General features: G+C 68.1%; 27 protein-coding genes and 1 tRNA gene. 14 read left to right on the top strand and 14 right to left on the bottom strand.

Annotation, left to right across the window (positions count from 1 at the left end):
• Positions 1–9 precede the first annotated feature (9 nt).
• Positions 10–675 carry a LysE family translocator gene (locus ACNQQL_RS17090; RefSeq protein WP_072436132.1) on the top strand — a complete coding sequence of 222 codons (666 nt, stop codon included), beginning with the start codon at positions 10–12 and terminating at the stop codon, positions 673–675.
• Positions 676–792: 117 nt separating this feature from the next.
• On the opposite strand, the gene ACNQQL_RS17095 is transcribed toward ACNQQL_RS17090, so the two are convergent.
• On the bottom strand, positions 793–1,098 hold the full coding sequence (locus tag ACNQQL_RS17095; RefSeq protein WP_027783774.1) for a hypothetical protein: 306 nt from the start codon (positions 1,096–1,098) through the stop codon (positions 793–795).
• 513 nt (positions 1,099–1,611) lie between these two features.
• Here ACNQQL_RS17095 and ACNQQL_RS17100 point away from each other — a divergent pair.
• Positions 1,612–2,541 carry a Rossmann-like and DUF2520 domain-containing protein gene (locus ACNQQL_RS17100; protein WP_347064837.1) on the top strand — a complete coding sequence of 310 codons (930 nt, stop codon included), beginning with the start codon at positions 1,612–1,614 and terminating at the stop codon, positions 2,539–2,541.
• Between the two features lie 76 nt (positions 2,542–2,617).
• Entirely contained in the window at positions 2,618–3,181 is a 564-nt protein-coding gene (locus tag ACNQQL_RS17105; protein ID WP_072436135.1) for a YggT family protein, read from the top strand.
• Positions 3,182–3,208: 27 nt separating this feature from the next.
• Here ACNQQL_RS17105 and ACNQQL_RS17110 read toward each other — a convergent pair whose 3' ends face one another.
• Positions 3,209–3,559 (bottom strand): DUF190 domain-containing protein, encoded by a 351-nt coding sequence (locus ACNQQL_RS17110; RefSeq protein WP_347064838.1) that lies wholly within the window; start codon positions 3,557–3,559, stop codon positions 3,209–3,211.
• 23 nt (positions 3,560–3,582) lie between these two features.
• The gene (gene crcB, locus ACNQQL_RS17115; protein WP_034182940.1) at positions 3,583–3,969 is read right to left on the bottom strand and encodes a fluoride efflux transporter CrcB; all 387 of its coding nucleotides are present in this window, start codon (positions 3,967–3,969) and stop codon (positions 3,583–3,585) included.
• A 441-nt stretch (positions 3,970–4,410) separates the two neighbouring features.
• Here crcB and ACNQQL_RS17120 point away from each other — a divergent pair, with 441 nt between their 5' ends.
• Positions 4,411–5,598: a S53 family peptidase gene (locus tag ACNQQL_RS17120; RefSeq protein ID WP_416392643.1), complete on the top strand. Its 1,188-nt coding sequence runs from the start codon at positions 4,411–4,413 to the stop codon at positions 5,596–5,598.
• Positions 5,599–5,635: 37 nt separating this feature from the next.
• On the opposite strand, the gene ACNQQL_RS17125 is transcribed toward ACNQQL_RS17120, so the two are convergent.
• The 3 genes from ACNQQL_RS17125 to ACNQQL_RS17135 all read right to left on the bottom strand — a co-directional run bounded on the left by ACNQQL_RS17125 (position 5,636) and on the right by ACNQQL_RS17135 (position 7,676).
• Positions 5,636–6,502: an SIR2 family NAD-dependent protein deacylase gene (locus tag ACNQQL_RS17125; protein ID WP_347064840.1), complete on the bottom strand. Its 867-nt coding sequence runs from the start codon at positions 6,500–6,502 to the stop codon at positions 5,636–5,638.
• Positions 6,503–6,699: 197 nt separating this feature from the next.
• Positions 6,700–7,080 carry a DUF4406 domain-containing protein gene (locus ACNQQL_RS17130; protein WP_347064841.1) on the bottom strand — a complete coding sequence of 127 codons (381 nt, stop codon included), beginning with the start codon at positions 7,078–7,080 and terminating at the stop codon, positions 6,700–6,702.
• A complete protein-coding gene (locus ACNQQL_RS17135) occupies positions 7,077–7,676 on the bottom strand; it encodes an NUDIX domain-containing protein (protein WP_347064842.1) in 600 nt (199 codons plus the stop codon). Before ACNQQL_RS17135 ends, ACNQQL_RS17130 begins: the two co-directional genes overlap by 4 nt.
• A gap of 81 nt (positions 7,677–7,757) precedes the next feature.
• Between ACNQQL_RS17135 and ACNQQL_RS17140 the strand changes: the two genes are divergently transcribed.
• The 3 genes from ACNQQL_RS17140 to ACNQQL_RS17150 all read left to right on the top strand — a co-directional run bounded on the left by ACNQQL_RS17140 (position 7,758) and on the right by ACNQQL_RS17150 (position 9,812).
• On the top strand, positions 7,758–8,513 hold the full coding sequence (locus ACNQQL_RS17140; protein ID WP_347064843.1) for a DeoR/GlpR family DNA-binding transcription regulator: 756 nt from the start codon (positions 7,758–7,760) through the stop codon (positions 8,511–8,513).
• A gap of 142 nt (positions 8,514–8,655) precedes the next feature.
• Positions 8,656–9,267: a chromate transporter gene (locus ACNQQL_RS17145; protein WP_347064844.1), complete on the top strand. Its 612-nt coding sequence runs from the start codon at positions 8,656–8,658 to the stop codon at positions 9,265–9,267.
• Positions 9,268–9,269: 2 nt separating this feature from the next.
• Positions 9,270–9,812, top strand: a complete 543-nt coding sequence (locus ACNQQL_RS17150) for a chromate transporter (protein WP_347064891.1) — start codon at positions 9,270–9,272, stop codon at positions 9,810–9,812.
• 50 nt (positions 9,813–9,862) lie between these two features.
• On the opposite strand, the gene scpB is transcribed toward ACNQQL_RS17150, so the two are convergent.
• The 3 genes from scpB to ACNQQL_RS17165 form a co-directional block, all read right to left on the bottom strand.
• The gene (scpB, locus tag ACNQQL_RS17155; protein ID WP_347064845.1) at positions 9,863–10,672 is read right to left on the bottom strand and encodes a methylmalonyl-CoA decarboxylase; all 810 of its coding nucleotides are present in this window, start codon (positions 10,670–10,672) and stop codon (positions 9,863–9,865) included.
• Entirely contained in the window at positions 10,669–11,892 is a 1,224-nt protein-coding gene (locus ACNQQL_RS17160) for a CoA transferase (protein WP_347064846.1), read from the bottom strand. Before ACNQQL_RS17160 ends, scpB begins: the two co-directional genes overlap by 4 nt.
• Positions 11,893–11,953: 61 nt before the next feature.
• The gene (locus ACNQQL_RS17165; RefSeq protein ID WP_072436145.1) at positions 11,954–13,276 is read right to left on the bottom strand and encodes an MFS transporter; all 1,323 of its coding nucleotides are present in this window, start codon (positions 13,274–13,276) and stop codon (positions 11,954–11,956) included.
• Between the two features lie 170 nt (positions 13,277–13,446).
• Here ACNQQL_RS17165 and ACNQQL_RS17170 point away from each other — a divergent pair, with 170 nt between their 5' ends.
• Positions 13,447–14,376 (top strand): LysR substrate-binding domain-containing protein, encoded by a 930-nt coding sequence (locus ACNQQL_RS17170; protein ID WP_347064847.1) that lies wholly within the window; start codon positions 13,447–13,449, stop codon positions 14,374–14,376.
• A 119-nt stretch (positions 14,377–14,495) separates the two neighbouring features.
• On the opposite strand, the gene ACNQQL_RS17175 is transcribed toward ACNQQL_RS17170, so the two are convergent.
• Positions 14,496–15,656 carry an enolase C-terminal domain-like protein gene (locus tag ACNQQL_RS17175; RefSeq protein WP_347064848.1) on the bottom strand — a complete coding sequence of 387 codons (1,161 nt, stop codon included), beginning with the start codon at positions 15,654–15,656 and terminating at the stop codon, positions 14,496–14,498.
• Positions 15,657–16,062: 406 nt separating this feature from the next.
• Positions 16,063–16,407 (bottom strand): cupin domain-containing protein, encoded by a 345-nt coding sequence (locus tag ACNQQL_RS17180; RefSeq protein WP_047900015.1) that lies wholly within the window; start codon positions 16,405–16,407, stop codon positions 16,063–16,065.
• 336 nt (positions 16,408–16,743) lie between these two features.
• Between ACNQQL_RS17180 and ACNQQL_RS17185 the strand changes: the two genes are divergently transcribed.
• Both ACNQQL_RS17185 and trmB read left to right on the top strand, forming a co-directional pair.
• Positions 16,744–16,818: transfer RNA gene (locus tag ACNQQL_RS17185), tRNA-Gly, on the top strand.
• A 134-nt stretch (positions 16,819–16,952) separates the two neighbouring features.
• Entirely contained in the window at positions 16,953–17,720 is a 768-nt protein-coding gene (gene trmB, locus ACNQQL_RS17190) for a tRNA (guanosine(46)-N7)-methyltransferase TrmB (protein ID WP_347064849.1), read from the top strand.
• Positions 17,721–17,833: 113 nt separating this feature from the next.
• On the opposite strand, the gene ACNQQL_RS17195 is transcribed toward trmB, so the two are convergent.
• From ACNQQL_RS17195 to ACNQQL_RS17205, 3 genes are all read right to left on the bottom strand, one after another.
• The gene (locus ACNQQL_RS17195) at positions 17,834–18,664 is read right to left on the bottom strand and encodes an undecaprenyl-diphosphate phosphatase (RefSeq protein ID WP_034182924.1); all 831 of its coding nucleotides are present in this window, start codon (positions 18,662–18,664) and stop codon (positions 17,834–17,836) included.
• A 75-nt stretch (positions 18,665–18,739) separates the two neighbouring features.
• Positions 18,740–19,321 (bottom strand): DUF1439 domain-containing protein, encoded by a 582-nt coding sequence (locus tag ACNQQL_RS17200; RefSeq protein ID WP_347064850.1) that lies wholly within the window; start codon positions 19,319–19,321, stop codon positions 18,740–18,742.
• Between the two features lie 144 nt (positions 19,322–19,465).
• Positions 19,466–19,783 (bottom strand): YkgJ family cysteine cluster protein, encoded by a 318-nt coding sequence (locus tag ACNQQL_RS17205; protein ID WP_347064892.1) that lies wholly within the window; start codon positions 19,781–19,783, stop codon positions 19,466–19,468.
• Between the two features lie 174 nt (positions 19,784–19,957).
• Between ACNQQL_RS17205 and hemN the strand changes: the two genes are divergently transcribed.
• The 4 genes from hemN (at position 19,958) to ACNQQL_RS17225 (ending at position 22,790) form a co-directional block, all read left to right on the top strand.
• Entirely contained in the window at positions 19,958–21,349 is a 1,392-nt protein-coding gene (gene hemN / locus ACNQQL_RS17210; RefSeq protein ID WP_347064851.1) for an oxygen-independent coproporphyrinogen III oxidase, read from the top strand.
• An 84-nt stretch (positions 21,350–21,433) separates the two neighbouring features.
• Entirely contained in the window at positions 21,434–21,691 is a 258-nt protein-coding gene (locus ACNQQL_RS17215; protein ID WP_049033582.1) for a hypothetical protein, read from the top strand.
• A gap of 104 nt (positions 21,692–21,795) precedes the next feature.
• Positions 21,796–22,452 carry a protein-L-isoaspartate O-methyltransferase family protein gene (locus ACNQQL_RS17220; RefSeq protein WP_072436152.1) on the top strand — a complete coding sequence of 219 codons (657 nt, stop codon included), beginning with the start codon at positions 21,796–21,798 and terminating at the stop codon, positions 22,450–22,452.
• Between the two features lie 14 nt (positions 22,453–22,466).
• The gene (locus tag ACNQQL_RS17225) at positions 22,467–22,790 is read left to right on the top strand and encodes a rhodanese-like domain-containing protein (protein ID WP_006488544.1); all 324 of its coding nucleotides are present in this window, start codon (positions 22,467–22,469) and stop codon (positions 22,788–22,790) included.
• The last annotated feature ends 84 nt before the right edge of the window (positions 22,791–22,874 follow it).

Here is a 22,874-nt window from a genome sequence, read left to right on the forward strand (position 1 = left end):
ACGACGAAGATGAGCTTTCCTCCCGCCTCGATGCTGTCCGACGGTTTCTTCCTGTCGCTGTCGCTGTGTCTCGACATCGGCCTCGTGAACGTCGCGATGCTGTCGCTGACGCTGTCGCATGGCTTCCGGCCGGGCTTCTGGCTCGGCGTCGGCTCGTGCGTCGGCGATCTCCTCTACGCGGCGCTCGCGCTCGCGGGGATGGCCGTGCTGCTGCAGTTCGAGGCCGTGCGCTGGATCGTGTGGATCGGCGGCGGCGCCGTGCTGCTGTTCCTCACGTGGAAGATGACGCGCGAAGCGTTGGCGCCGGCCAGGGCGGCCGACGACGCGGACGAGGCACCGCCGCCGCGCGCAAGCGCGCGGCGCAGTTTCCTGCGCGGGATGCTGCTCGCGATGTCGTCGCCGAGCGCGATCCTGTGGTTCGCGGCGGTCGGCGGCGCACTGATCGCGAAAGCCGGCGCGACCACGCCGGCCACCGCGTCGGTGTTCCTGTCGGGCTTCTTCCTCGGCGGCCTCGCGTGGACGCTCTTCATGTGCACGCTCGCGAGCCAGGGCCGCAAGCGCGCGGGCGCCGGGCTGATGCGCGCGTGCCACGTCGCGTCGGCGCTGCTGTTTGCGTATTTCTCGTACAGCGTGATCGTCGGCGGCTACCGCGACCTGATCGCGCACGCGGCGTAAGCGAAGCCGACCTGCACGAGCCGCGCGTCGAGCGGCGGCACTAATAAAAAACGGCGCAGCGCCCCTCGCGGGACGTTGCGCCGTTTTGCCACGCGCGGTCAGGCCGCGCGGGACGGATCAGCGACGCCAGTAGCCGTGATGGCCCCAGCCGCCGTAACCATGACGCCAGTACGGACGACCGTAGTAACCACCGTAGCCGCCGACGACCACGGCGGGCGGCGGCGCATAGTAGGCCGGTGCCGGTGCGTAGTACACGGGCGGGGGCGGCGGCGCGTAGTACACGGGCGGCGGCGGTGCATAAACGGGATACGCGGGCGCAACCGGGATACCGATGCCGACCCCGATCGACACGTGAGCCTGCGCGGCGCTTGCGGCACCCAGACCCAGCGCGGCGGCGGCGATGAACGGAATGAGCTTTTTCACTTCGATTCTCCTGCTGGAGCGGTATTTTATGCGCTCCTGTCGGCAACGGCGGGCATGCACGTCGCATGGAAGCAATGTAGCGAAAACCCGCCTCTCGCGTGTTTCGCATTTGTTGCAAATTGCAATTGCAGGCGGCCGGAGCCGCCGTGCGGCGTGGCTTCCGCGGCCTGCGGCGACCCTTGCGGGTCGCGCGATTCCGTCCGACGAGTCGGGGCGCGACGCGACGGCCGGTCAGTCTTACCGGATACGGCACGCGCGGCGGGCACGCGCACGTAATGAACGATTACAAATTTGAAACAGGACGCCGACGATTCAAGAGGACCGCGCGCACGACATGTTTCGGGGTCGATTCATCGATCGGAATTCAACCGTAATGCCGGACACCATACGCGTGCGAATCGTGCCGCACGCCGGTAATGAACACATGCGTCCGCGCGGCAATCGACCTTCCACGACCACACCTTCATTCCTGCGATACTGGCGGCTGCTTCGTTTTCGCTTACGTCCGCCGCCATGCCTCTTCCCGACACACCCCGTCTCGGCTTCATCGGCGCCGGCCGCCTCGCGCGCTGCGTCGCGCAGCGCTTCGCGCAGGCCGGCTTTCCCGTTGTCGCGATCGCGAGCCGCACGCCCGAATCGGCCGCGGCGCTCGCCGCGCGCATCGCCGGCTGCCGAGCCGTCGACACGCCGCAGCAGGTCGCCGACGCCGCCGACCTGATCTTCCTGACGGTTCCCGACGACCATCTCGCGTCGACCGCCGCGGCGCTCCGCTTCGATGCATCGCGCGCCGCCGGTCAGGCAGTCGTCCACTGCAGCGGCGCGTCGGCGGTCGCGCTGCTCGATCCGGCGAAACGGCAAGGCGCGGCCACCGGCGGCTTCCATCCGCTCTACCTGTTCGGCGGCACCGACGCCGACCTCGCACGCATCGATGGCTGCTCGGTCACGATCGAAGCCGACGGCGCGCTGCACGCGACGCTGATGCGACTTGCCGCCGCACTCGGCTGCCATCCGCTGTCGATTCCGGCCGGCGGCCGGATGCTCTATCACGCGGCCGCGCATTACGCGGCGAGCTTCGCGCTGTGCGGGCTGTCGGAAGCGGTCGAGCTGTGGCGCGGCCTCGGTTTCGACGAGGAAGCCGCGCTGCGCGCACTGCTGCCGATGCTCGCCGGCACGATCGAAACCGCGCGCGACAAGGGGCTCGCGAACGCGCTCGCCGGCCCGGTGTCGCGCGGCGATACCGGCATCGTCGAACGCCAGCTCGCGCTGCTCGAAGCGCGTGGCGGCGATCACGCGACGCTGTACGCGCTGATGACGCGCCGTGCGGTCGCGCTCGCCGCGAAGCGTGCCGCGCCGCCGGCGTCGCTGCCGGCGCTCGCCGAAGCCGTCGAAACATCGCTCGCGCGCACGGCCGCACACCCCTCCCCGTCGCAAGACGAGGCGTGATAAGGTGTCGGCCGATGCGCCGCCATCCGGCGTTGGCGGCCGCACGCTACTCGACTGTATAAAAAGGATGCCAACGATGTTCGGCGAGATCGCCCGTTTTCTGCTCAATACCGTCTTCACGCTGTTCGGCGCCGCGCTGATCCTGCGCGTCTGGATGCAGGCCGTCCGCGTGCCGCCGTACAACCCCGTCACGCAGGCCGTGCTGCAGGCGACCAACTGGCTCGTGCTGCCGCTGCGCCGCGTGATCGCGGGCGTACGCGGCATCGACTGGGCCAGCGTCGTCGCCGCGCTGCTGACCGCACTCGTCTACGTCGTGCTGATGGTCGTGATGGCCGGCTTCGACCCGGCCGCGGTGATCCCGACGCTGGTCGTGGTCGCGCTGCTCACCGTCGTGAAGTGGGCGCTCAACCTCGTGATCTGGATGACGATCCTGATGGCGCTGCTGTCGTGGCTCAACCCGCGCTCGCCGGCGATGCCGATCCTCTACCAGCTCACCGCGCCGTTCCTGAACCCGCTGCGCCGCATCATCCCGAACCTCGGCGGCATCGACCTGTCGCCGATCCTGCTGTTCGTGATCGTGCAGGTGCTGCTGATGATCGTCACGCGCGCCGCCGTGTCGCTGACGATCTTCGGCATCTGACCGACGCTGCCCCCTACGCCGCTGCCCCTACGCCGCCGGCCCCTGCGCCGGCGGCACGCCGAGCGTGTCGATCACGCCGAAGCGCGCAGGAATCATCGCGTAGCACACGCGCACTTTCTCGCGCGACAACCGTTCGAGCAAACGCTGCGCCTCGTCCTCGGTGACGATGAATTCGACCTCGATCGCGAGCGAACCCTGCAGCTCGAAGAAGCGGTCCTCATGCAGCACGCGATGCTGGCCGAAGCCGGCCATCGCGCGAAACGCGGAACCGCCCGCGACGCCCATCCGGTTCGCCTCCTCCAGCAGCCATTCCCACAGCGGCTTCCAGTGCAGCCGGTGCTGCTCGTGCACATAGAAACGCAAGAACACCCTGTCCATCGCTCCCTCCGATGGCGGCACGCTCAGGCCGCCGCGAGCCACGCGCGCGCGGTCCACATGCCGAGCGCCGTCAGCGCGAACGATCCAGTCAAGTGTAGGGCAGCCACCGCAAACGCCCATCCGAATTCGCCCTGCAACGCATGCGTCATCACCTCGACCGAATAGGTCGAGAACGTCGTGAGGCCGCCGAGGAAGCCCGTGATCACGAACAGCCGCCACTCGGGCGGCAGCCCGACGCGGGTCGTGAACACGACGGCGGCGATGCCGATCACGTAGCCGCCGATCAGGTTCGCGGCGAGCGTGCCGAGCGGCACCTCGGGAAAGAATTCGTTGAGCGCGAGGCTCAGGAACCAGCGCAGCAACGCGCCGAGCCCGGCGCCGACGAAGATCGCGACGATCGAATAGAACAAGGGCACTCCTCGCTGACGACGCCGCGTGGCGGATGCGGCCTACGCTGAACTGTATGCGGAATCGCGCCGCGGCGGCAACGCCGGCGGAGCGGGCCGTCATACGCCGGATCGTGTCGCACGGGCGCGATGCATTTCATTATTCCCGCGAATCCGCCGCACTCGATATTTTCCGATGCATTACGCAGGACATTACAAATAAATTAAAAAAACAGATTGATTATCTAGCCGCATTTTCAAAATCGGCAAAGCCGCTTCGCACGCTGTGTGCCAACCTTGAAAATCCCATATTTCACGGGGCTTCCGCGTAGTTTCCCTTATCAGACATTCCCGTATTCGGCCGATATTCCATGCAATTGACTTTGCCGATTTTGTAGACTTGTTCCGCCAACCCACTCCATCGACATGGAGACTCGAAAAATGAACAATATCCGCCCGTCATTCATGTTGATTCCGGCTCTGTGTGCGTCGCTGCTCGCATCGAGCGTCGCGCTCGCCGACGGCAACGGACCGCCGTCCTACGTCGAAGGCAACCGCGCGCCGAAAGGATACGCGCGCCCACCGTTCCACACGAAGCCGCGCGCGAGCACGGCTTCGATATCCGGCCTCACGCCCGCGCTCGCCCGACACGCGTACGGGTTCGACACGATCGCCAACCAGGGCGACGGGATGGTCGTCGCGATCGTCGACGCGTACGACGACCCGAAGATCGAGGCCGATCTCGGCGTGTTCAGCAACGCGTTCTCGCTGCCGGCCTGCACGTCGTCGAACGGTTGTTTCACCAAGGTGTACGCACGCGGTACACGGCCCAGGACCGATTCGGGCTGGGCGCTCGAGATGTCGCTCGACGTCGAATGGGTGCATGCGATCGCGCCGAAGGCCAAGATCATGCTCGTCGAGGCCGCGTCGGCCAGCTTCAGCGACCTGCTGGCCGCGGTCGACGTCGCGGTCACGCGCGGCGCGTCGGTCGTGTCGATGAGTTTCGGCGGCAGCGAGTTCGGCAGCGAGACCGGCTTCGACAGCCACTTCAACGTCGCGGGCGTCACGTTCGTCGCGTCGTCCGGCGACAGCGGCACCGGGACCGAATACCCGGCCGCGTCGCCGTACGTGGTGGCGGTGGGCGGCACGACGTTGTCCATCGATGCGTACGGCAACTACGTCGGCGAGGCGGCGTGGAGCGGCAGCGGCGGCGGCGTGAGCACCGTCGAGGCCGAGCCGGCCGGCCAGACCGCGTGGCCGGTTCCGGTCGCCGGTAAGCGCGGCGTGCCCGACGTCAGCTACGACGCGAATCCGTCCAGCGGTTTCGCGGTGTACGACTCGGTCACCTACCAGGGGCAGGCGGGCTGGTTCCAGGTCGGCGGCACGAGCGCGGGCGCGCCGCAATGGTCGGCGCTCGTCGCGATCGCGAATTCGCTGCGCGCGGCGGCCGGCAAGAGCCGGTTGAGCGGCACCTACGACTCGCTCTATACGGTCGGGAAAACCGCGTACGGCAGCGATTTTCACGACGTGACGACCGGGTCCAACGGCAATTGCGGCAGCGTCTGCAACGCAGCCGGCGGCTACGACTACGTGACGGGTCTCGGTTCGCCTCAGGCACCTGCGCTCGTGCAGGCGCTCGTCGCCCAGCCCTAGCCGCGCGGCCGCCGCCGGTCGGTCCGCGGCGCGGCGTTCAGCCGCCGCGCCATGCGCGGTCGAGCGCGGTCAGCGTCGCCAGCGCACCGCCCTTCAACCCGATCACGTCCGCACGGCGCGCATGCGCTTCGCGCGCGTTGATGCGGATCACGTCGGCGCCGAGCCGCTCGCTCAGCAGGCGCACGGTCGGAATCGCGGTACCCGCGCCGATCTCGACCACGGCGACACGCCCGGCCCACGCGATCCAGTCTTCCAGCGCACGTTCCTGCGCGTCGTAGCGCGCGCCGAGCCAGCCGGTGTCGCCGAACATCAGGATGTTCGGCCGCGCGAGGCCCCCGCAGCGCGGACAGCGCGGCGCTTCGCCGACCAGCCGGCAGGTAGCTTCGTCGACGTCCGGCACGAACGGCGCCGCGTCCCACGTGTCGTCCGAGCACGGCCGCAGGCACTGCATCGCGTGAATCGAGCCGTGGATCTCGACGATCCGAGTCGGATCGAAGCCGGCCTTCTGGAACTGGCCGTCGACGTTGCTCGTCAGCACGAAGCCGCCATTCGGCATCGCGTCGATCCAGCGACGCAGGATCGCGAAACCCGCATGCGGCACCGTCGCGCGGTAAAGCGCGAGACGGTGCCCGTAGAACCCCCACGCGAGTTGCGCACGCGCACGGAACGCGTGCGGCGATGCGATCTCGTGGAATTCGAAACGCTCGTGGCGCAGCGCCGGATACGCACGCCAGAAGCCGTCCGTGCCGCGAAAATCGGGCAACCCGGAATCGACGCCGATGCCCGCGCCGGCCGTCACGAGCAACGCGTCGGCGCGCGCGAGCGCGTCAACGGCGGCAGCGACGAGATCGGCGGGAAGCTGCGCGGCGGCAGCGGTGGAGTCGTCGGAATCGGGGAACGGCATGATGGGGCGGCGGTAACGTCGAACGGTGCGCGGGCGGCGTCGCGATCATACGCCGGTTCGGGTGCCGTGCCGCATGCGCGATGCACAGGCACGACGCGATCGCAACGTCGTGAGTCCGCGCGGCGCCCGGCTTTTCCCGCTGCAGCCGACGCAGCGAAGCCCGGGCAACGTCGCGATCCGCCCGCCTCCCCGCCTGCTCAGCCATCCAAATCGTCTTGCGCGACCGGAATCTCGTCGACCGAGAAATAGACCGGCTTGCCGAGCTGCCGCGCGAGGCTGACGTCCGCATCGGCGCCACGCGACGCGCCGTTGATCCGCCATACGGCATCGCAGCGCCGCAGCAGCCGGTGCGCGGCCGGATACAGGAACGCCTCGCTGATCTCGTCGCCGACCTGCCGCGACCCGGCCGCGACCGCGAGCGGCAGCGACACCCATTCACCGATCATCGGCACATGCCCGCGGCGATACACGGCGAGCGCCGCCGCTTCCAGCCGGTGCAGGTTCGCGGCGATGCGCGCCGGGTCGCCGTCCGTGCCGCTGCGATAGGGGCCGGCGACCAGCACGAGCAGCGGCGTCATGCCGTGCGCGCGCCGGCGGTTTCCCGCAGCGCGACGTACTGCAACAGCATGATCGTCTTCGCGTCGACGATCTCGCCGCGCTCGACCGCGTCCAGCGCCGCCTGCAGCGGCATCTCGACGACCTCGAGATCCTCGCCCTCTTCCGCGACGCCGCCGCCGTCGCCGGTGCGCAGCGACGCATCGTATTCGCCGACGAAGAAATGCAGCTTCTCCGTCACGGACCCAGGGCTCATGAACGCCTCGAACACCTTGCGCACGCCGCGCACGCGATAGCCGGTCTCCTCCTCGGCCTCCGCGCGGATGCGTGCTTCGGGCGTCGCGTCGTCGAGCAGGCCGGCAGCGGCTTCGAGCAGCATCCCGTCGTGCCCGCTGACGAACGCCGGCATCCGGAACTGCCGCGTCAGCAGCACGTCGCCCGTGCCGGCATTGCGCGGCAGGATGGTCGCGCCGTTGCCCCGGTCGTAGGTCTCGCGGCTCAGGCGCTGCCACGTTCCGTCGCGGCGCAGGAAATCGAACGTCACCTTCTTCAGCACATACCAGTCATCGGACAGCACCGTCGTATCGACGATGCGCACGCGATCCCGCGTTGCAGCCATCGCAACCTCCCATTCGACAAAAGACGGCGCCCATGGTAACGTGCATATTCGTGCAACTTCAAGAAATTTCGTGCAAACACGATGCTGACGACGCAACGCAAGAAAGCGATCCTCGATACGCTCGCGCGCGACGGCCAAGTGCTGGCGGTCGAATTGAGCGCGCAATTCGGTGTGTCCGACGACACGATCCGCCGCGACCTGCGCGAGCTGGCGGCCGAAGGCCTGCTGCAGCGCGTGCATGGCGGCGCGCTGCCGGCGTCGCCGGCCGTCGCGTCGTTCGCGCAGCGCGAGGTGCTCGAAACGGCGGAAAAGCGGCGCATCGCAAGGCGGGCCGCGCAGATGATCGCGCCCGGGCAAGTGGCGATCGTCGACGGCGGCACGACGTCGGCGCTGCTCGTCAGCCAGTTGCCGGCCGACCTGCGCGCGACGATCGTCACGCACAGCCCGAGCGTCGCCGTCGCGCTGGCCGCGCATCCGTCGATCGACGTGATCCTGATCGGCGGGCGGCTCTACAAGCATTCGATCGTCGCGGTCGGCGCCGCGGCGATGGAAGGCATCGCGCGCATCCATGCTGATCTTTACTTCATGGGCGTCACAGGCGTGCATCCGGTCGCGGGGCTGAGCACCGGCGATTTCGAGGAAGCGGCGATCAAGCGCGCGCTGGCCGAACGCGCGGCCGAGACGGTCGTGCTCGCGTCGCAGTCGAAACTGCGCGCGGCGTCGCAGTTCGTGATCGGCGACATCACGCTCGCGCAAACCGTCGTGGTCGAGAAGGAAACCGAAGCCGCGCTGACGAAGCCGATCGAGGCCGCCGGCGTGACGGTCGTGCGAGCATAGCGGCAGCGGTTCGAATCCGTGCTGTTGCGCAGGACCTCGACTGCGGGCTTTCATCACGCCAACGCCGCACCGATGTCAGCGTGCTGACAGGTGCCGCTTGCTAACATGGGCGCCCGCCCGATCGCCACGCGCCGCACGCACGATGCCCTCGCCCTCCGCCAAGATTCCGCCTGCACCGCCCGCAGGCGATGCACCGCCGCCCGGCGTCCTCGCGCTGTTCGTCGCGTTCGCGCAGATAGGCCTGACCAGCTTCGGCGGCGGGCTCAGCGGGCGGATGATGCGCGACTTCGTGCACGAGCGGCGCTGGCTCGACGAAGAGGCGTTCCTCAACGGCCTCGCGCTGTCGCAGGCGCTGCCGGGCGTCAACGTGAAGAACCTCGCGATCTGGATCGGCTACCGGCTCGCCGGATGGCGCGGCGCGGTGGCCGGCTTCACCGGCATCATCGCGCCGCCGGCCGTGCTGATCGTGCTGTTCGGCGTCGCGTTCTCGACCCTCACGCGCTTCCCGCTCACGCATGTCGCGCTCGCCGGCGCGGCGGCCGCGGCGATCGGGCTGTCGATCTCGATGGCGATCACGGCCGTGCGCCGGCTGCCGCGCCGCGCGCTGCCGTTCGCGGTAATGACGCTCACCTTCGTGTCGGTCGCGGTGCTGCACTGGCCGCTCGTATGGACCGTGCTGGTCGGCGGCACGGTGAGCGTCGCGCTCGAATACCGCCGCGCGGCCGCCGCGCCGACCGGGAACGACAAGCCATGACAATGACCGCGTCGCAACGCTACGCCGCGCTGTTCGGCGTGTTCGCGCCGCTGTCGATCGCGACGATCGGCGGCGGACAGACGATCATCGCCGACCTCCAGCGGCAGATCGTCGACGTGCATCACTGGATGACCGCCACGCAGTTCGTGAACGACTTCGCGATCGCGCGGATGGCGCCCGGCCCCGGCTCGCTGCTTGCCACACTGATCGGCTGGCAGGTGGCCGGCTTCTGGGGTGCGGTGATCGCGACGCTCGCGCTGTTCGGCCCGACCGCGTTCCTGATCTACGGCGTCGCGCACCTGTGGCGGCGACACCAGGGCGCGCGCTGGCAGATCGCGCTCGAAGCCGGCCTGCGTCCGGTCGCGGCCGGCATGATCGTCGCGTCGGTGTGGGTGCTGCTGCAGGCGCTCGACGGCGGCTGGCCAGCACGCGCGATCGCGGTCGCATCGACGCTGTGCGTGATGGTTTCGCGCATTCACGCGCTGCTGCTGATCGTGGCGGGCGCGCTGCTGCTCGTCGGCGTGCACGCGATCGGCGGCGTGTAGCGCATACCGCCGTCGCACCTCAACGCCGCGCCACGCGAACACCTGAACGCCTAGACGCCGCGAAACACCGGCGCGCGCCGCTCCGCAAACGCACGCAGCCCTTCGTCGAAATCCGCGCCTTCGCACGCGTGCCGGCGCAGCTCGGCGATCCGCTCGAACGCATCGACCGGCAACGGCCGTGCGTCCTGCAGCACGCGAAACTGCTCCTTCACGGCGTGCACCGCGAGCGGCGCCTTCGCGGCGATCGTGCGCGCGACGTCGAGCGCCGCATCGTCTACGCCACCCGTGTCGGCCAGCCGGTTCACGAGCCCGTGATGCGCGGCGCACTCCGCATCGAGCGGCTGTGCGCAGAAGAACATCTCCTTCAGCACGTGGATCGGCAGGTTGTCGTAGAAGCGCAGCAGGCCGCTCGTCGAATACGGCAGGCCGATGTTCGCGGGCGTCATCGCGAAGCGCGCGTCGCGCGCCGCGACGACCAGGTCGCAGCTCATCACGAGATCGACCGCCCCGCCCCACGCCGATCCCGCCACCGCCGCGATCACCGCGCCCGGATAGGTCCGCACGCGCCGCAGCGCCCGTTCGAGCGGCTTGTCGTATGCGAGCGGATCGCGGTCGTCGGCCAGTTCGCGCAGGTCGTGCCCCGCGCTCCACACGTCGCCGCTGCCGTCGTTCGACAGGATCACGACGGGCGGTGGACCCAGCTCGGCAAGCGCATCGAGGCGCGCGACGAGCGCATCGAGCAACGGCGCGTCGAGCGCATGCCGCCGCGCCGGATTCGCGAACCGCACGCGCGCGATCCGCTCGCCGATCATGTCGACCGTCACGCGCGATGCGCTTTCGTGTTTCGTCGTATCGGTCATTGCACGGCCTCCGCCATCGCTTCCGCCTGGAAGATCACACGCCCGGCCAACAGTGCGTCGATCGCGTCGTCGCCGTAGCCCGCTTCGCGCAGCACGTCGACCGTATGCTCGCCGAGCAGCGGCGGCGCATGGCGCGTGCGCGGCGCGGGCACTTCGTCGCCCATCCCGCCGAGCGGCGTGACGACCTGATGCAGTGTCCCGAGCGTCGGATGCGCGACCGGTTCGACCAGCCCGCAGTATGCGAGCTGCGGATCGTCGAACACTTCGTCGAGCGTATTGATCGGCCCGGCCGGCAGCCCAGCCTCGACGAAACGCTGCGTCCATTCGCGCTTGCCGCGCGTGCGCAGCCGGCTTTCGAGCAGTGCCTTCAGCGCGTCGCGGTGCTCGACGCGCGCATCGTTGGTCGCGAAGCGCGGATCGTTCGGCAGCTCGGACAGATCCAGCAACCGGCACAGCCGCAGCCACATGTCGGTCGTGATCGGCGCGAGGTTGAGCGGCCCGTCGGCCGTCTCGAACACGCCGTACGGCGCGATCACCGCATGCGCGTTGCCGGTACGGCGCGGCACGTCGCCAAGGCTCAGGTAGCGTTGCCCGTGCACGCTCAGCAGCGCGACGAGGCTTTCGAGCAGCGACGTACCGACATGCTGCCCGCGCCCCGTGCGCTCGCGCTCGAACAGCGCGGCCGTCACGCCGGTCGCGACCCACATCCCCGAGCTGAGATCGCCGATCGCGGTGCCGGTGCGGGTCGGCTCGCCGTCCGGGAAGCCGGTGAGGCTCATCAGCCCCGCATAGCCCTGCGCGATCTGGTCGAAGCCCGGCCAGTCGCGCAACGGGCCGCGCGGGCCGAACGCGGTGACGCTGCCCATCACGAGCCGCGGATCTCGCGCGCTCAGTGCGGCGTAGCCGAGCCCCATCGCGTCCATCGTGCCGGCCTTGAAATTCTCGATCACGACGTCGGCCTGCGCGATCAGCCGCCGCACGACGTCGAGGCCGGCCGGCTGCCGGAAATCCACGCAGACGCCGCGCTTGTTGCGGTTGCAGGACAGGTAGTACGTGCTCACGCCGCGATCGAACGGCCCCCACGCGCGGCTCATGTCGCCGTTCGGCCCCGACTCGACCTTGATCACGTCGGCGCCGAGATCGGCGAGCACCATCGAGCAGAACGGCCCCGACAGCGCGCGACTCAGATCGACGACCCTGATTCCTTGTAATGCCTGCATTCCGGACTCCTGATATTGATGACTGGATGTTGCGTGCTTCCGTGCGATCGCGGCGCGCCGCTCATTCGGGCAGCGTCTGGTGGCGCGTTTCGACCGCGAACGGCAGGATCAGGATGCCGAGCACGAAGGCGGCCGCGGTCCACGCGACCGGTACGCCGAGCGAACCGTAGCCGTGAATCGCGGCGCCGAGCAGGAAGTTCACGCCCGCGCCGATGAAGCGGCCAACCGACGCGTTGAACGCGAACGCGGTCGCCCGCACGCGCGTCGGATACTGCTCGGGCAGCCACAGCGAGAAGATCGCGAAGTTGCCGCCGAAGAAACCGAGAAACGCGAGCGACACCATGAACGCCGTGAGCCCGTTCGGCTGGTAGAACGCCCAGCCGAACGCGAACACGATCGCACCGGCCATGCCCGTGAAATACACGCCGAGCGCCGCGCGGCGGCCGAGCCGCTCCGACAGCCACGGCGCGACCAGGCAGCCGGCGATCGTCGCGCACGACAGGATCGCCGCGCCGACCGATGCAAGCCGCATTGCGCCGATGTGATCGATGCCCGCGCGCGCCGCCAGCGTGCTGACCGCGCTCGCCTCGTAGACCGAGCCGGCCCACAGCCCGACGATCGCGACGCCGACGAGGCTCGCGCTCGTCAGCGTGCGGCGCAGCAACGCCGGCGCGAAGATCTCGCGCAGCGGATGCGCCCGCCGCGCGTCGGCCACGTCGCCGTCGCGCGCGTCGTGCCGGCGCCACTGCCCCGGCTCCTTCACGCGCATCACGGTGAACACCGCGAGCAGCGCGGGAGCCAGCCCGCACAGGAACATCGCGCGCCAACCGTAGGTCGCACCGATCGTGTAGTTCAGGCAGGCCGCGATGAAGAAGCCGAAGTAGTAGCCCGTCTGCAGGTAGCCGGCGCCCATCTTGCGGCGGTCCTCCGGCCAGCTCTCGGCGACGTAGGTGCCCGCGAGCGCCCATTCGCCGCCGACGCCAATCCCGGCAATCAGCCGGCAAGCGGCCAGCGCCCACACGTCGTGCACGAACGCGGCCGCGCCGGTGAACACCGAATAGATCAGGATGCTCGCGGCGAGCGTGCGCACGCGGCCGAAGCGGTCGGCGAGCGGCCCCCAGACGAACGACAGCCCCCAGCCGATCAGGAACAGCGCGAACAGGATCGAGCCGTACATCCCGAGATTCGCGGGCGTCGCCGCGATGCCGGATGCCGGCAGCAGTTCGGTCAGTGCGGGAATCAGCACGAGCGCGTAGATCACCGAATCCACGCCGTCGAGCACCCAGCCCGCGTACACGGCCCAGAAGCCCTTGACCTGCTCGCGCGTGAGCGGCGTGCGCCGCGGCTTCGCGCCGGCCGCCGGCGCGTCGATCGCCTTGAACATCTTCGTCTCCTTGCCGGCGGGGCCGGCGCTGTTGCCGCGTCCGGTCCGGGATGGCCGGCAGGCTGGCTCTTTTGTGAGACGAGTATAGAAATACCTTCGATCGCCGAAAAATATGATATTCATCTTGATCGATCGGATTGGCTTATGGCTTGAATCGGGAGACGGCGGCGATGGACTTGAGACAGTTGCGCTATTTCGTGAAGGTCGTCGAATGCGGCAACGTCACGCATGCGAGCGAGGCGCTGCATGTCGCGCAGCCCGCGGTGAGCCAGCAGATGCGCAATCTCGAACAGGATCTCGGGATGCAGTTGCTCGAACGGAGCGTGCGCGGCGTCGCGCCGACCGCCGCCGGCCGAACGCTGTACCAGCATGCGCTCGAACTGCTGCGCCAGGCCGACGGCACGCGCGAGCTGCTGCGCCGCGACGCCGATACGCCGCAGGGCCGCGTGACGGTCGGCATGCCGTCGAGCACCGCGCGCGTGCTGGCCATTCCGCTCGCACGCGCGGTGCGCGACCGCTATCCGGGCATCATGCTGGAGCTGATCGAGGCGCCGAGCGCCGATCTCGACACGCTGCTCGAGCGTGCGCGGCTCGATCTCGCGATCGTCGTCGACGCGGTCAACACGCGCGGCATCGCGATCCACCGGCTGCTGACGGAAACGCTGTACCTGATCACGTGGCCCGGGTTTCCGGTGCCGGACGATCCCGTGCCGCTCGATACGATCGCGCGGATGCCGCTCGTGCTGCCGAGCGCACCGAACACGATCCGCAACCGCGTCGACTGGGCGATGCGCGAGGCCGGGCTGTCGTACGAGATCAGCTTCGAGGCGAGCTCGACCGGGCTGCTGTTCGCGGCCGTGATGGCGCAACTCGGCGTGACGATCCTGCCGTGGACGGCCGCGCACGTCGAAATCGAGGAACGCAAGCTCAAGCTGTCGACGGTCGCGCACCGGCTGTTCGCGCGCGACCTGTCGCTGTGCTGGCACGATACGGCGCTCGTCAGCAACGCGGTGCAGAAGGTGAAGGCCGAGATCGTGCGGCTGTTCGACATGCTCGGGCGGCGGACGGAGTGGGCGGCCGGCGATGTCGGCCGCGCGTGACCGGCGCGGCGCGGGCGCGTGCCGCGCATGGTTCGCTCGCATGGCGCGTGCTCGATTTCTTCGTCGCGGTGATGATGCTCGGCTTCGCGGTACGTTTCGCGATCGATGCGCTTCAGGCGTCAGCGGCCCGATAGCTTGCGAAACGCGTTGTGCGCGTCGGCATGCAGTTCGAAGCCGATGCCGGGTGCTTGCGCTACGCGTGCGTAGCCGGCGTCGACGGTTTCGCCATCGGCCAGTCCGCTGAACGGATGGAACGCGAACGGATTGACTTCCGCGCCGCCGAGCCCGAGCGCCGCAACGACGTGCAGCGAAAACAGGTGGCCGCCGTGCGGCCAGAACGCGTCGCGCCGCCAGCCGCGCGACACGAAGTGGTCGACGATCTGCAGATAGCCCGGCAGCCCGTAGCAATGCACCGGATCGAACACGAGCACGTCGCGGTTGTTGCGCAGGCCGCCGTAGCGGTCGAGCAGCTTCGCTTCCGCGAGCGAGAACAGCGCTTCGCCGGCCGCGATCGGCGGTGAGTATCGCGCGGCAAGCTCCGCCTGGAGCGGTAGGTCGAGCGGGTCACAGATGTCCTCGAACCACCAGAGGTCGAACGGCGCGAGCATCGTCGCGGCGGCTTGCACGGTCGTCGCGTCGTATGTGTTCATCGCATCGACCGCGAGATGCGAGCTGTCGACGAGCTGGGCAGCGGCGGCTTCGATGCGTCGTCGGTCCTGATCGAGATCCGCGCCGCCGATCTTGATCTTCGCGTGCGTGTAGCCGAGATCGGCAATGCGGCGCATCTCGTCCGACAGGCGCGCGAGATCGTCATGCGGATAGCGGTAGCCGCCGCCCGCGTACACGCGCACGCGTGGCGCTGCCGTGCGTGCGAGCCGGTCGGCGAGAAAGCGATGAAGCGGCAGGTTGGCGATTTTCGCGGCGGCGTCCCAGATCGCCATGTCGAGCGTGCCGACCGCGACGCATCGTTCGCCGTGTCCGCCGGGTTTTTCGCCAGCCATCATCGCGCGCCATGCGCTAAACGGGTCGAGGTTGGTGCCGGCTTCGTCGGCGAGCGTGTCGGCCGCGGCCAGCAGGCGCGGCGCGAACCGTTCGCGAATCAGGCCGCCCTGCGCGAAACGGCCGACCGATGCGTAGCCGTAGCCCGTCACGGGCCGGCCGTCGCGCACGACATCGGTGACGACCGTGACGACACTCGTCGTCAGGCCGCCGGAGGGAATGGCCGGGTCGGCGTAGCGGGAGACGGGGATCGCTTGCTCGCGGACGGCGGTGATGCGCATGGTCGGGTTCCGGTGGACGTCCGGCGCATGCGGATGGTTCTCACGCGCTGTCGCTGGAACGGTGGGCGGACTGCTGCATCATAGGCGCTGGCGCGGCCGGTTGCAGGCGTTCGTTACCGGTGTCGGCGATCGCGCCGCCGCGGCTGTACGGTCGCCGAGAAGTCGGCCTGGGTCACGGCGAAGATGCCGCGGACCGATATCGCGAACACGGCAGCCGTTCAACCGGTCAGAATCGTCCCGTTGCCATTTCGGTGTGGTTGCGTGTCGAATCACGTGTTCTGCGGGCGTCGTCTTGTTTTAAATGTGTATGGGCCCTTGCAACATGCAAGGGCCGCGATGACAGAGGCCGCGAACCGGGAAGGTATCCGGACGACGACGATATGCGTGGTCGAATCTACAAGCCCGCTCAGGCGAAGACGAAGTACTTGCGCACCGTCTCCACCACTTCCCAGGTTCCTTTCATGCCGGGTTCGATCACGAACACATCGCCGGCTTTCAGGTGCACCGACTCCTCGCCTTCTGGCGTGATGATGCAGTAGCCATCGAGGAAATGGCAGAACTCCCATTTCTCGTAGTTCACCTCGAACTTGCCCGGGGTGCAGATCCAGGTGCCCATGATCTTGCTGCCGTCCTTGGAGACGTAAGCGTTGAGGTTCACAGTGTGCGGATCGCCGCCGATGCGCTTCCACTTGGTCGCGTCAAGGACCGGAGTCGGGCAGGTTTCGCGCAAAACGGTGATGAAATCGGACATGTCAGCTCCAAACGATCGGGTAAGTGATCCGTCACGTTAGTTCGGAAGCGTTTCCGGGGCTTGCGTGCTTCCGACACCGACTCGTCTATTTTCGACACCGACTCGCCTGCAAGCGCGCTGCCTGTTCGCTGCCCCTGGCTTGGGCGGAATGGCCCCGGCTATTTGCGGATTCAACCAATCGAGCAAATTGCGTCGACGAGCCGTTTTTGGCCGATCTTTGACGACCATTCTCGGCGATGCCACCGCCCCACGCTCCATCCATGCCAGTTTCGCTGCCACCGCCCAAAACCACCCGCTTGCCATCCCCACGCCAAACCCTGTACAATCCGCCGTTCTGCGGGCGTCGTATAATGGCCATTACCTCAGCTTCCCAAGCTGATGACGTGGGTTCGATTCCCATCGCCCGCTCCACTTTCCGGCTGCATCGCAGCCTGCGCAAAAGCCGCCTCGTCGAAGGCGGCTTTTTTGTACCATGTGCCGGTTCCCCCGGCGCACTGCTTCGCGCAACGGGCCTTCGCCCGCAACAAAGCCTTTCTCTGTCACCGATGATGCACGACGATCCGAACGAAGCCGGCCTGCCGCCGCACGACGACGCCATTCCCGACGAAGCCGCCGACGGCGCCGACGAAGTCAACCCGCTGCACCACCGCCGCATCCGCAGCTTCGTCACGCGCGCCGGCCGCGTGTCGACCGGCCAGCGCCGCGCGCTCGACGAGCTCGGCCCGCGCTTCGTCGTCCCGTATGTGCCGGAAATGCCCGACTGGAATGCAGTGTTCGGCCGCAGCGCGCCGCGCATCCTCGAGATCGGCTTCGGAATGGGTGCATCAACCGCGGAAATCGCCGCGAACCGCCCTGGCGACGACTTCCTCGGCGTCGAGGTGCACGAGCCGGGCGTCGGCGCGCTGCTGAAGCTGATCGGCGAGCAGAACCTGTCGAACATCCGCATCATCCAGCACGACGCGGTCGAAGTGCTCGAGCACATGCTCGCGCCGGAAAGCCTCGACGGCGTGCATATCTTCTTCCCCGATCCGTGGCACAAGGCGCGCCACCACAAGCGCCGGCTGATCCAGCCGCCGCTCGTCGCGCATCTCGCATCGCGCCTGAAGCCCGGTGCGTACATTCACTGCGCGACCGACTGGCAGAACTACGCGGAACAGATGCTGGAAGTGCTCGGCGCGGAACCGACGCTCGAAAACACGGCCGCCGACTATGCGCCGCGGCCCGACTATCGCCCGGTGACGAAGTTCGAACGGCGCGGGCTGCGGCTCGGCCACGGCGTGTGGGACCTGGTGTTCCGCAAGCGCGCAGGCTGAGCCATTCCGCCGAGGCGGCGCACGTCGCTCTGCCCCGGACGACAAAACGGCCCGACCGGCATCTGCCGATCGGGCCGTTTTTTATCGGAAGCGCGCCCGCCTCCGTATCTGCATCACGCCCAGTTCAACCAGCCGCTGTACCCGACCAGCAGCACGAACAGCCCGAACGCGATCCGGTACCACGCGAACACCGTGAAATCGTGCGTCGCGACGTAACGCAGCAGCCAGCGCACGCACACGAACGCGCTGACGAACGCAGCGACGAGCCCGAGTGCGAACAGGCCGAGCGAATCGACGGTGAACGCCTGCCAGTCCTTCACGGTTTCGTAAAGCGTCGCGCCGAAGATGATCGGAATCGCGAGGAAGAACGAGAATTCGGTGGCGACACGCCGGTCGAGGCCGAACAGCATCCCGCCGATGATCGTCGAGCCCGACCGCGACATGCCGGGAATCAACGCGAAGCACTGCGCGATGCCGACCTTCAGCGCATCGAGCGGCGTCAGTGCATCGACCGACATCACGCGCGGCGGCTCGCCGCGCTCGCGCTGCCGCGCCTCGGCCCACAGGATGATCGCGCCGCCCACGACGAGCGCGAACGCGACGGGCACCGGCGAGAACAGCACGGCCTTGATCTTCTTCTCGAACAGCAGGCCGAGCGCGATCGCGGGAATCGTCGCGATCACGACGTTCAGCGTGAAGCGCCGCGCGTCGGGCCGGCTCGGCAGCCCGGAGACGATGGACGCGATCCGTTGCCGGTACTCCCAGCAGACCGCGAGGATCGCGCCGAACTGGATCACGACGTCGAAGGTTTTCGCGTGCGAATCGTTGAAATTCAGGAAGCTGCCCGCGACGATCAGGTGACCGGTGCTCGACACCGGCAGGAATTCCGTCAGCCCCTCGACGACGCCGAGGATCAATGCCTTGCAGATCAGGATCCAGTCCATCCGTGGCCCAACTCCGAAATGGTCGAAAGGAAGGGCCAGGTTGCCGCGCGGCCCGCTCGGCCGCGCGGTTCGACGTCATTTTTCGACGATCGCCACGCGTATGCCGTTTGTAAGAATCGTAATTGTACCGGGTTCGTAGTTCACCCCGGCAAATTGCAATTGTTCGGGCTTGAACGTGTAGATCGGATAGTTGGTCAGCACCTGCGTCGCGAGCAGGCCGGCGGCCGCGCCGACCTGTTGCGCATACATCTGCGCGTCGCCGTCGAGCACGAGGCTGTCGACGGACGGCGCCTTCAGCACGACCGAGCGGCTCGGCGCGTCGTACGCGAGCTGGCCCGACACGGTGAACTTGCCGCTGACGGGCGCGCGCAGGAACGGGCTCGCGAAATTCGCGTCGAGTTGCACGGCGACGCGGTTCTGGTCGGGCAGCAGGTTGACGGCCGGGTTCGCGAGCGACACGTCGACGACCTGCGCGACCGTCTTCTGGTACGGGAACTTGCGCGCGACGGCTTTCTGCACGTCGCCGCGCGAGAACGTGTAGTGATCGGGGATGAACGGGAATGTCGACGCGCACGCGGCGAGCGACAGCGTCACGCCGATGGCGCCGACGGTTGCGGCGAGAAAACGGCGCCGGCCGGGCGCGCGAGGTGCGGTCATGCTTGAACAATCTCCTGTATCCGGCGCAGCGGCGATCGGGCTGTCGGTACTGCGCCCATGCCGGACAATCGACCGGAGTTAGTGCTTCAACCCGCGCCGCGGGTTCCATGCGTCGTATTCGGGTCGAGCGCGGCCGGCAATCCGCTACCGCCCCATGCCGCCACGCGGCGCCGGCTGCGTCGCGGCCTCGAGGCGCGTAAGCCACGCGAGTGCGTCGCTGCGCGATGCGCCGCACATGTCGGCGGACGGCTGCAGCCCCGAACAGCACGCGGGACGCTCGGGCCGGCCAAAGATCCGGCAGCGCAGGTCGTCGCCGAGCTGCACGCAGCGCACGCCGGCCGGCTTGCCGTCGGGCATGCCCGGAATGGGGCTGGAAATCGACGGCGCGATGCAGCACGCGCCGCAGCCCTCGCGGCACGCGTGCGGCGGCGGGACATCGGCGGGTGCCGGGCGGACAGGCATTTCGACGGACACTCGGCTCTCTCGAACGAACAACAAAAAAAGCGGTGCGGCAACCGGACGCGGCGTCCGGCAGCCCACCCCGCATTGTGCCATCGCCGGCTGCGACGTTATTACGCAATGCAGCCGAATCGCGCGTTTATATACTCGAAAGCATCTAAAAAGCGCGAGACCATCATGAGCTCCGGTTCTGCCGACATAATGTTCCGTCCCGATTTGCTCACGAAATACGGCGCGAACGGGCCGCGCTATACGTCGTACCCCACCGCGCTGCAGTTCCGCGACGATTTCGACCCGGCCGACTACGTGCGCGCGGCCGGCGACCCCGGCGCGTCGTCGAGCGAGCTGTCGCTGTATTTCCACATCCCGTTCTGCAACACCGCGTGCTTCTACTGCGGCTGCAACAAGATCGCGACCAACAACCGCCGCCGCGCGCGCCCGTATCTCGACCAGCTCAAGCGCGAGATGGCGCTGCAGGCCGCGCTGTTCGATCCGGCCCGCCCGGTCACGCAACTGCACTGGGGCGGCGGCACGCCGACCTTTCTTTCCGACGACGAAACGGCCGAGCTGATGGCGGCCACCCGCGAGCACTTCGCACTCGCGCCGGACGCCGACGCCGAGTTCTCGGTCGAGATCGACCCGCGCACGGTCACGCCCGCGACGCTCGTGCACCTGCGCACGATCGGCTTCAACCGGCTGAGCCTCGGCGTGCAGGATTTCGATCCGGTCGTGCAGCAGGCGATCAACCGCATCCAGCCGCTCGCGATGACGGCCGACCTGCTCGCCGCCGCGCGCGCGACGGGCTTCCATTCGGTCAGCGTCGACCTGATCTACGGGCTGCCGCACCAGACGGTCGCCGTGTTCGCGCGCACGCTCGAGACGATCATCGAACTCGCGCCCGACCGGCTGTCGGTGTTCGGCTACGCGCACATGCCGCACCTGTTCAAGATGCAGCGGCAGATCGACGATGCGACGCTGCCGCCGCCCGAAACGCGCATCGCGCTGCTCGGCCTCGCGATCGACATGCTGACGTCGGCCGGCTACGTGTACATCGGGATGGACCACTTCGCGCGGCCGTCCGACGAGCTCGTGCGAGCACAACGGAACGGCACGCTGCAGCGCAATTTCCAGGGCTACAGCACGCGCGCGGATACCGACCTCGTCGGTTTCGGCGTGTCGTCGATCGGCAAGGTCGGCGACGTGTACGCGCAGAACGCGAAGGATCTGCCCGCGTACGGCGCCGCGCTCGACGCGGGCCGGCTGCCGATCGTGCGCGGCGTGCGGCTCACGCCCGACGACCGGCTGCGCCGCGACGTGATCACGCAACTGATGTGCAACCTCGAACTGCCGTTCTCGCATGTCGAGGCCGCGCACGGCATCCGCTTCGCCGATCATTTCGCGCGCGAGCTCGACGCGCTGCGCCCGTTCGAACGTGACGGGCTGCTGACGATCGCGCGCGAGCGCCTGACGATCCATCCGGCCGGCCGGATGGTCGTGCGCAACATCGCGATGGCGTTCGACGCGTATCTCGGCCAGACGTCTCGACAGCGCTACTCGCGCACGGTCTAGCGCCGGCGCCAAACCGGCGGCCGCACGCGGGCGTGCCGCCGGTTTGCTACAGTGTGAGGCTTCCGCTCCGCCAGAACCCGCACGATGCGCACCACCAAAGCGACCCACGCGGTCGAACGCCTGAAGACCCGCTCCGGCAACCCGCAATTCGCGGCCGTCGCGATGGCGGGCGGCCTGTTCTATCTCGTCGACCGCTCCGGCGGCACCGCCGAGAAGCGCTGCGAGCCGCTGCCGCTCGACGAGTTCGTCAAGTTCGTCGACGAATTCGGCCCCCAAAAGCCGCGCAAGGCGAGCAAGCTCGACCTCGCTTTCGAGGCGCAGATCAAGAAGAGCAAAGGGTAAAGGTCTGTTGCAGGCTGCCTGAAGGCTTGACCGCCGCCCTGTTTGGTACAATCGCGTAGTTTATCTACCCCCGCTGATGGCCGACCAGGCTGCGTGACCACACCATGAATATCGAAAACGCGCGTTTCAACATGATCGAACAGCAGATCCGGCCGTGGGACGTGCTGGATCTGGACGTCCTGGGCCTGCTGTCGATCGTCAAGCGTGAAAACTACGTTCAGCCCGAATACCGCGATCTCGCGTTCGCCGATCTCGAACTGCCGCTGCCCGGCGGCCGCAGCAAGATGCTGTTCCCGCGCGTCGAAGCGCGCGTGCTGCAGGAGCTGACGGTCAAGAAGCACGAAAACGTGCTGCTGATCGGCGCGGGCTCGGGCTACCTGGCCGCGCTGTTCGCGCATCGCGCGCAGCACGTGACGGCTGTCGAGATCGATCCGGCGATCGCGAAGTTCGCGGAAGACAACCTTCGCAACGATGGCGTGACCAACGCGGAAGTCGTGCTCGGCGACGGTTCGCGCGGCTGGGCCGGCAAGGCGCCGTACGACGTGATCTGCGTCGCGGGCGGCCTGCCCGTCGTGCCGCAGGAAATGCTCGAACAGCTGAAGGTCGGCGGCCGCCTGTCGGCGTTCGTCGGCGGCCGTCCGGTGATGAAGGCGCAGATCATCACGCGCATCGACGACAAGCAGTACCGCGTCGCCGACGTGTTCGAAACCTACATCGACCACCTCGTCAACGCGATCGAGCCGTCGCGCTTCAAGTTCTGAGCGGCGGAGCCTCCATGCAGATCCTGACGCCCGCAATGCTCGCGGAATGGCTCGGCGATACGGCGCGCCCCGCGCCGGTCGTGCTCGACGTGCGCGAGCCGTGGGAAATCGCGACCGCGCAGATCGCCGGCAGCGTATCGATCCCGATGCAGCAGATTCCCGCGCGCAGCGAAGAGCTCGACGACGAAGCGGAAATCGTCTGCGTGTGCCATCACGGGATGCGCAGTGCGCAGGTCGCGATGTTCCTCGAATCGCGCGGCTTCACGAAGCTGTACAACCTGCAAGGCGGGATCGACGCGTGGTCGCGCGACGTCGATCCGTCCGTGCCGCGTTACTGATCTCTCCGGCGGCGCATCGCGCGCCGCCATACGGTGACCGGCGCCGCGCCGGCCACACGATCCGCCGAACGGGCGCGCACTGCG

This window comes from Burkholderia sp. LFS061, from assembly GCF_047978125.1.
In the GTDB taxonomy this organism is placed as follows: Bacteria; Pseudomonadota; Gammaproteobacteria; order Burkholderiales; family Burkholderiaceae; genus Burkholderia; species Burkholderia pyrrocinia_C.

Bases quoted from the DNA above. Each gene is read 5' to 3' on its own strand.
- ACNQQL_RS17090 (WP_072436132.1), top strand. From the start codon at position 10: ATGAGCTTTCCTCCCGCCTCGATGCTGTCCGACGGTTTCTTCCTGTCG.
- ACNQQL_RS17100 (WP_347064837.1), top strand. From the start codon at position 1,612: ATGCCTCTTCCCGACACACCCCGTCTCGGCTTCATCGGCGCCGGCCGC.
- ACNQQL_RS17105 (WP_072436135.1), top strand. From the start codon at position 2,618: ATGTTCGGCGAGATCGCCCGTTTTCTGCTCAATACCGTCTTCACGCTG.
- ACNQQL_RS17110 (WP_347064838.1), bottom strand. From the start codon at position 3,559: ATGGACAGGGTGTTCTTGCGTTTCTATGTGCACGAGCAGCACCGGCTG.
- ACNQQL_RS17120 (WP_416392643.1), top strand. From the start codon at position 4,411: ATGTTGATTCCGGCTCTGTGTGCGTCGCTGCTCGCATCGAGCGTCGCG.
- ACNQQL_RS17125 (WP_347064840.1), bottom strand. From the start codon at position 6,502: ATGCCGTTCCCCGATTCCGACGACTCCACCGCTGCCGCCGCGCAGCTT.
- ACNQQL_RS17130 (WP_347064841.1), bottom strand. From the start codon at position 7,080: ATGACGCCGCTGCTCGTGCTGGTCGCCGGCCCCTATCGCAGCGGCACG.
- ACNQQL_RS17135 (WP_347064842.1), bottom strand. From the start codon at position 7,676: ATGGCTGCAACGCGGGATCGCGTGCGCATCGTCGATACGACGGTGCTG.
- ACNQQL_RS17140 (WP_347064843.1), top strand. From the start codon at position 7,758: ATGCTGACGACGCAACGCAAGAAAGCGATCCTCGATACGCTCGCGCGC.
- ACNQQL_RS17145 (WP_347064844.1), top strand. From the start codon at position 8,656: ATGCCCTCGCCCTCCGCCAAGATTCCGCCTGCACCGCCCGCAGGCGAT.
- ACNQQL_RS17150 (WP_347064891.1), top strand. From the start codon at position 9,270: ATGACCGCGTCGCAACGCTACGCCGCGCTGTTCGGCGTGTTCGCGCCG.
- scpB (WP_347064845.1), bottom strand. From the start codon at position 10,672: ATGACCGATACGACGAAACACGAAAGCGCATCGCGCGTGACGGTCGAC.
- ACNQQL_RS17160 (WP_347064846.1), bottom strand. From the start codon at position 11,892: ATGCAGGCATTACAAGGAATCAGGGTCGTCGATCTGAGTCGCGCGCTG.
- ACNQQL_RS17165 (WP_072436145.1), bottom strand. From the start codon at position 13,276: ATGTTCAAGGCGATCGACGCGCCGGCGGCCGGCGCGAAGCCGCGGCGC.
- ACNQQL_RS17170 (WP_347064847.1), top strand. From the start codon at position 13,447: ATGGACTTGAGACAGTTGCGCTATTTCGTGAAGGTCGTCGAATGCGGC.
- ACNQQL_RS17175 (WP_347064848.1), bottom strand. From the start codon at position 15,656: ATGCGCATCACCGCCGTCCGCGAGCAAGCGATCCCCGTCTCCCGCTAC.
- ACNQQL_RS17180 (WP_047900015.1), bottom strand. From the start codon at position 16,407: ATGTCCGATTTCATCACCGTTTTGCGCGAAACCTGCCCGACTCCGGTC.
- trmB (WP_347064849.1), top strand. From the start codon at position 16,953: ATGATGCACGACGATCCGAACGAAGCCGGCCTGCCGCCGCACGACGAC.
- ACNQQL_RS17195 (WP_034182924.1), bottom strand. From the start codon at position 18,664: ATGGACTGGATCCTGATCTGCAAGGCATTGATCCTCGGCGTCGTCGAG.
- ACNQQL_RS17200 (WP_347064850.1), bottom strand. From the start codon at position 19,321: ATGACCGCACCTCGCGCGCCCGGCCGGCGCCGTTTTCTCGCCGCAACC.
- ACNQQL_RS17205 (WP_347064892.1), bottom strand. From the start codon at position 19,783: ATGCCTGTCCGCCCGGCACCCGCCGATGTCCCGCCGCCGCACGCGTGC.
- hemN (WP_347064851.1), top strand. From the start codon at position 19,958: ATGAGCTCCGGTTCTGCCGACATAATGTTCCGTCCCGATTTGCTCACG.
- ACNQQL_RS17215 (WP_049033582.1), top strand. From the start codon at position 21,434: ATGCGCACCACCAAAGCGACCCACGCGGTCGAACGCCTGAAGACCCGC.
- ACNQQL_RS17220 (WP_072436152.1), top strand. From the start codon at position 21,796: ATGAATATCGAAAACGCGCGTTTCAACATGATCGAACAGCAGATCCGG.
- ACNQQL_RS17225 (WP_006488544.1), top strand. From the start codon at position 22,467: ATGCAGATCCTGACGCCCGCAATGCTCGCGGAATGGCTCGGCGATACG.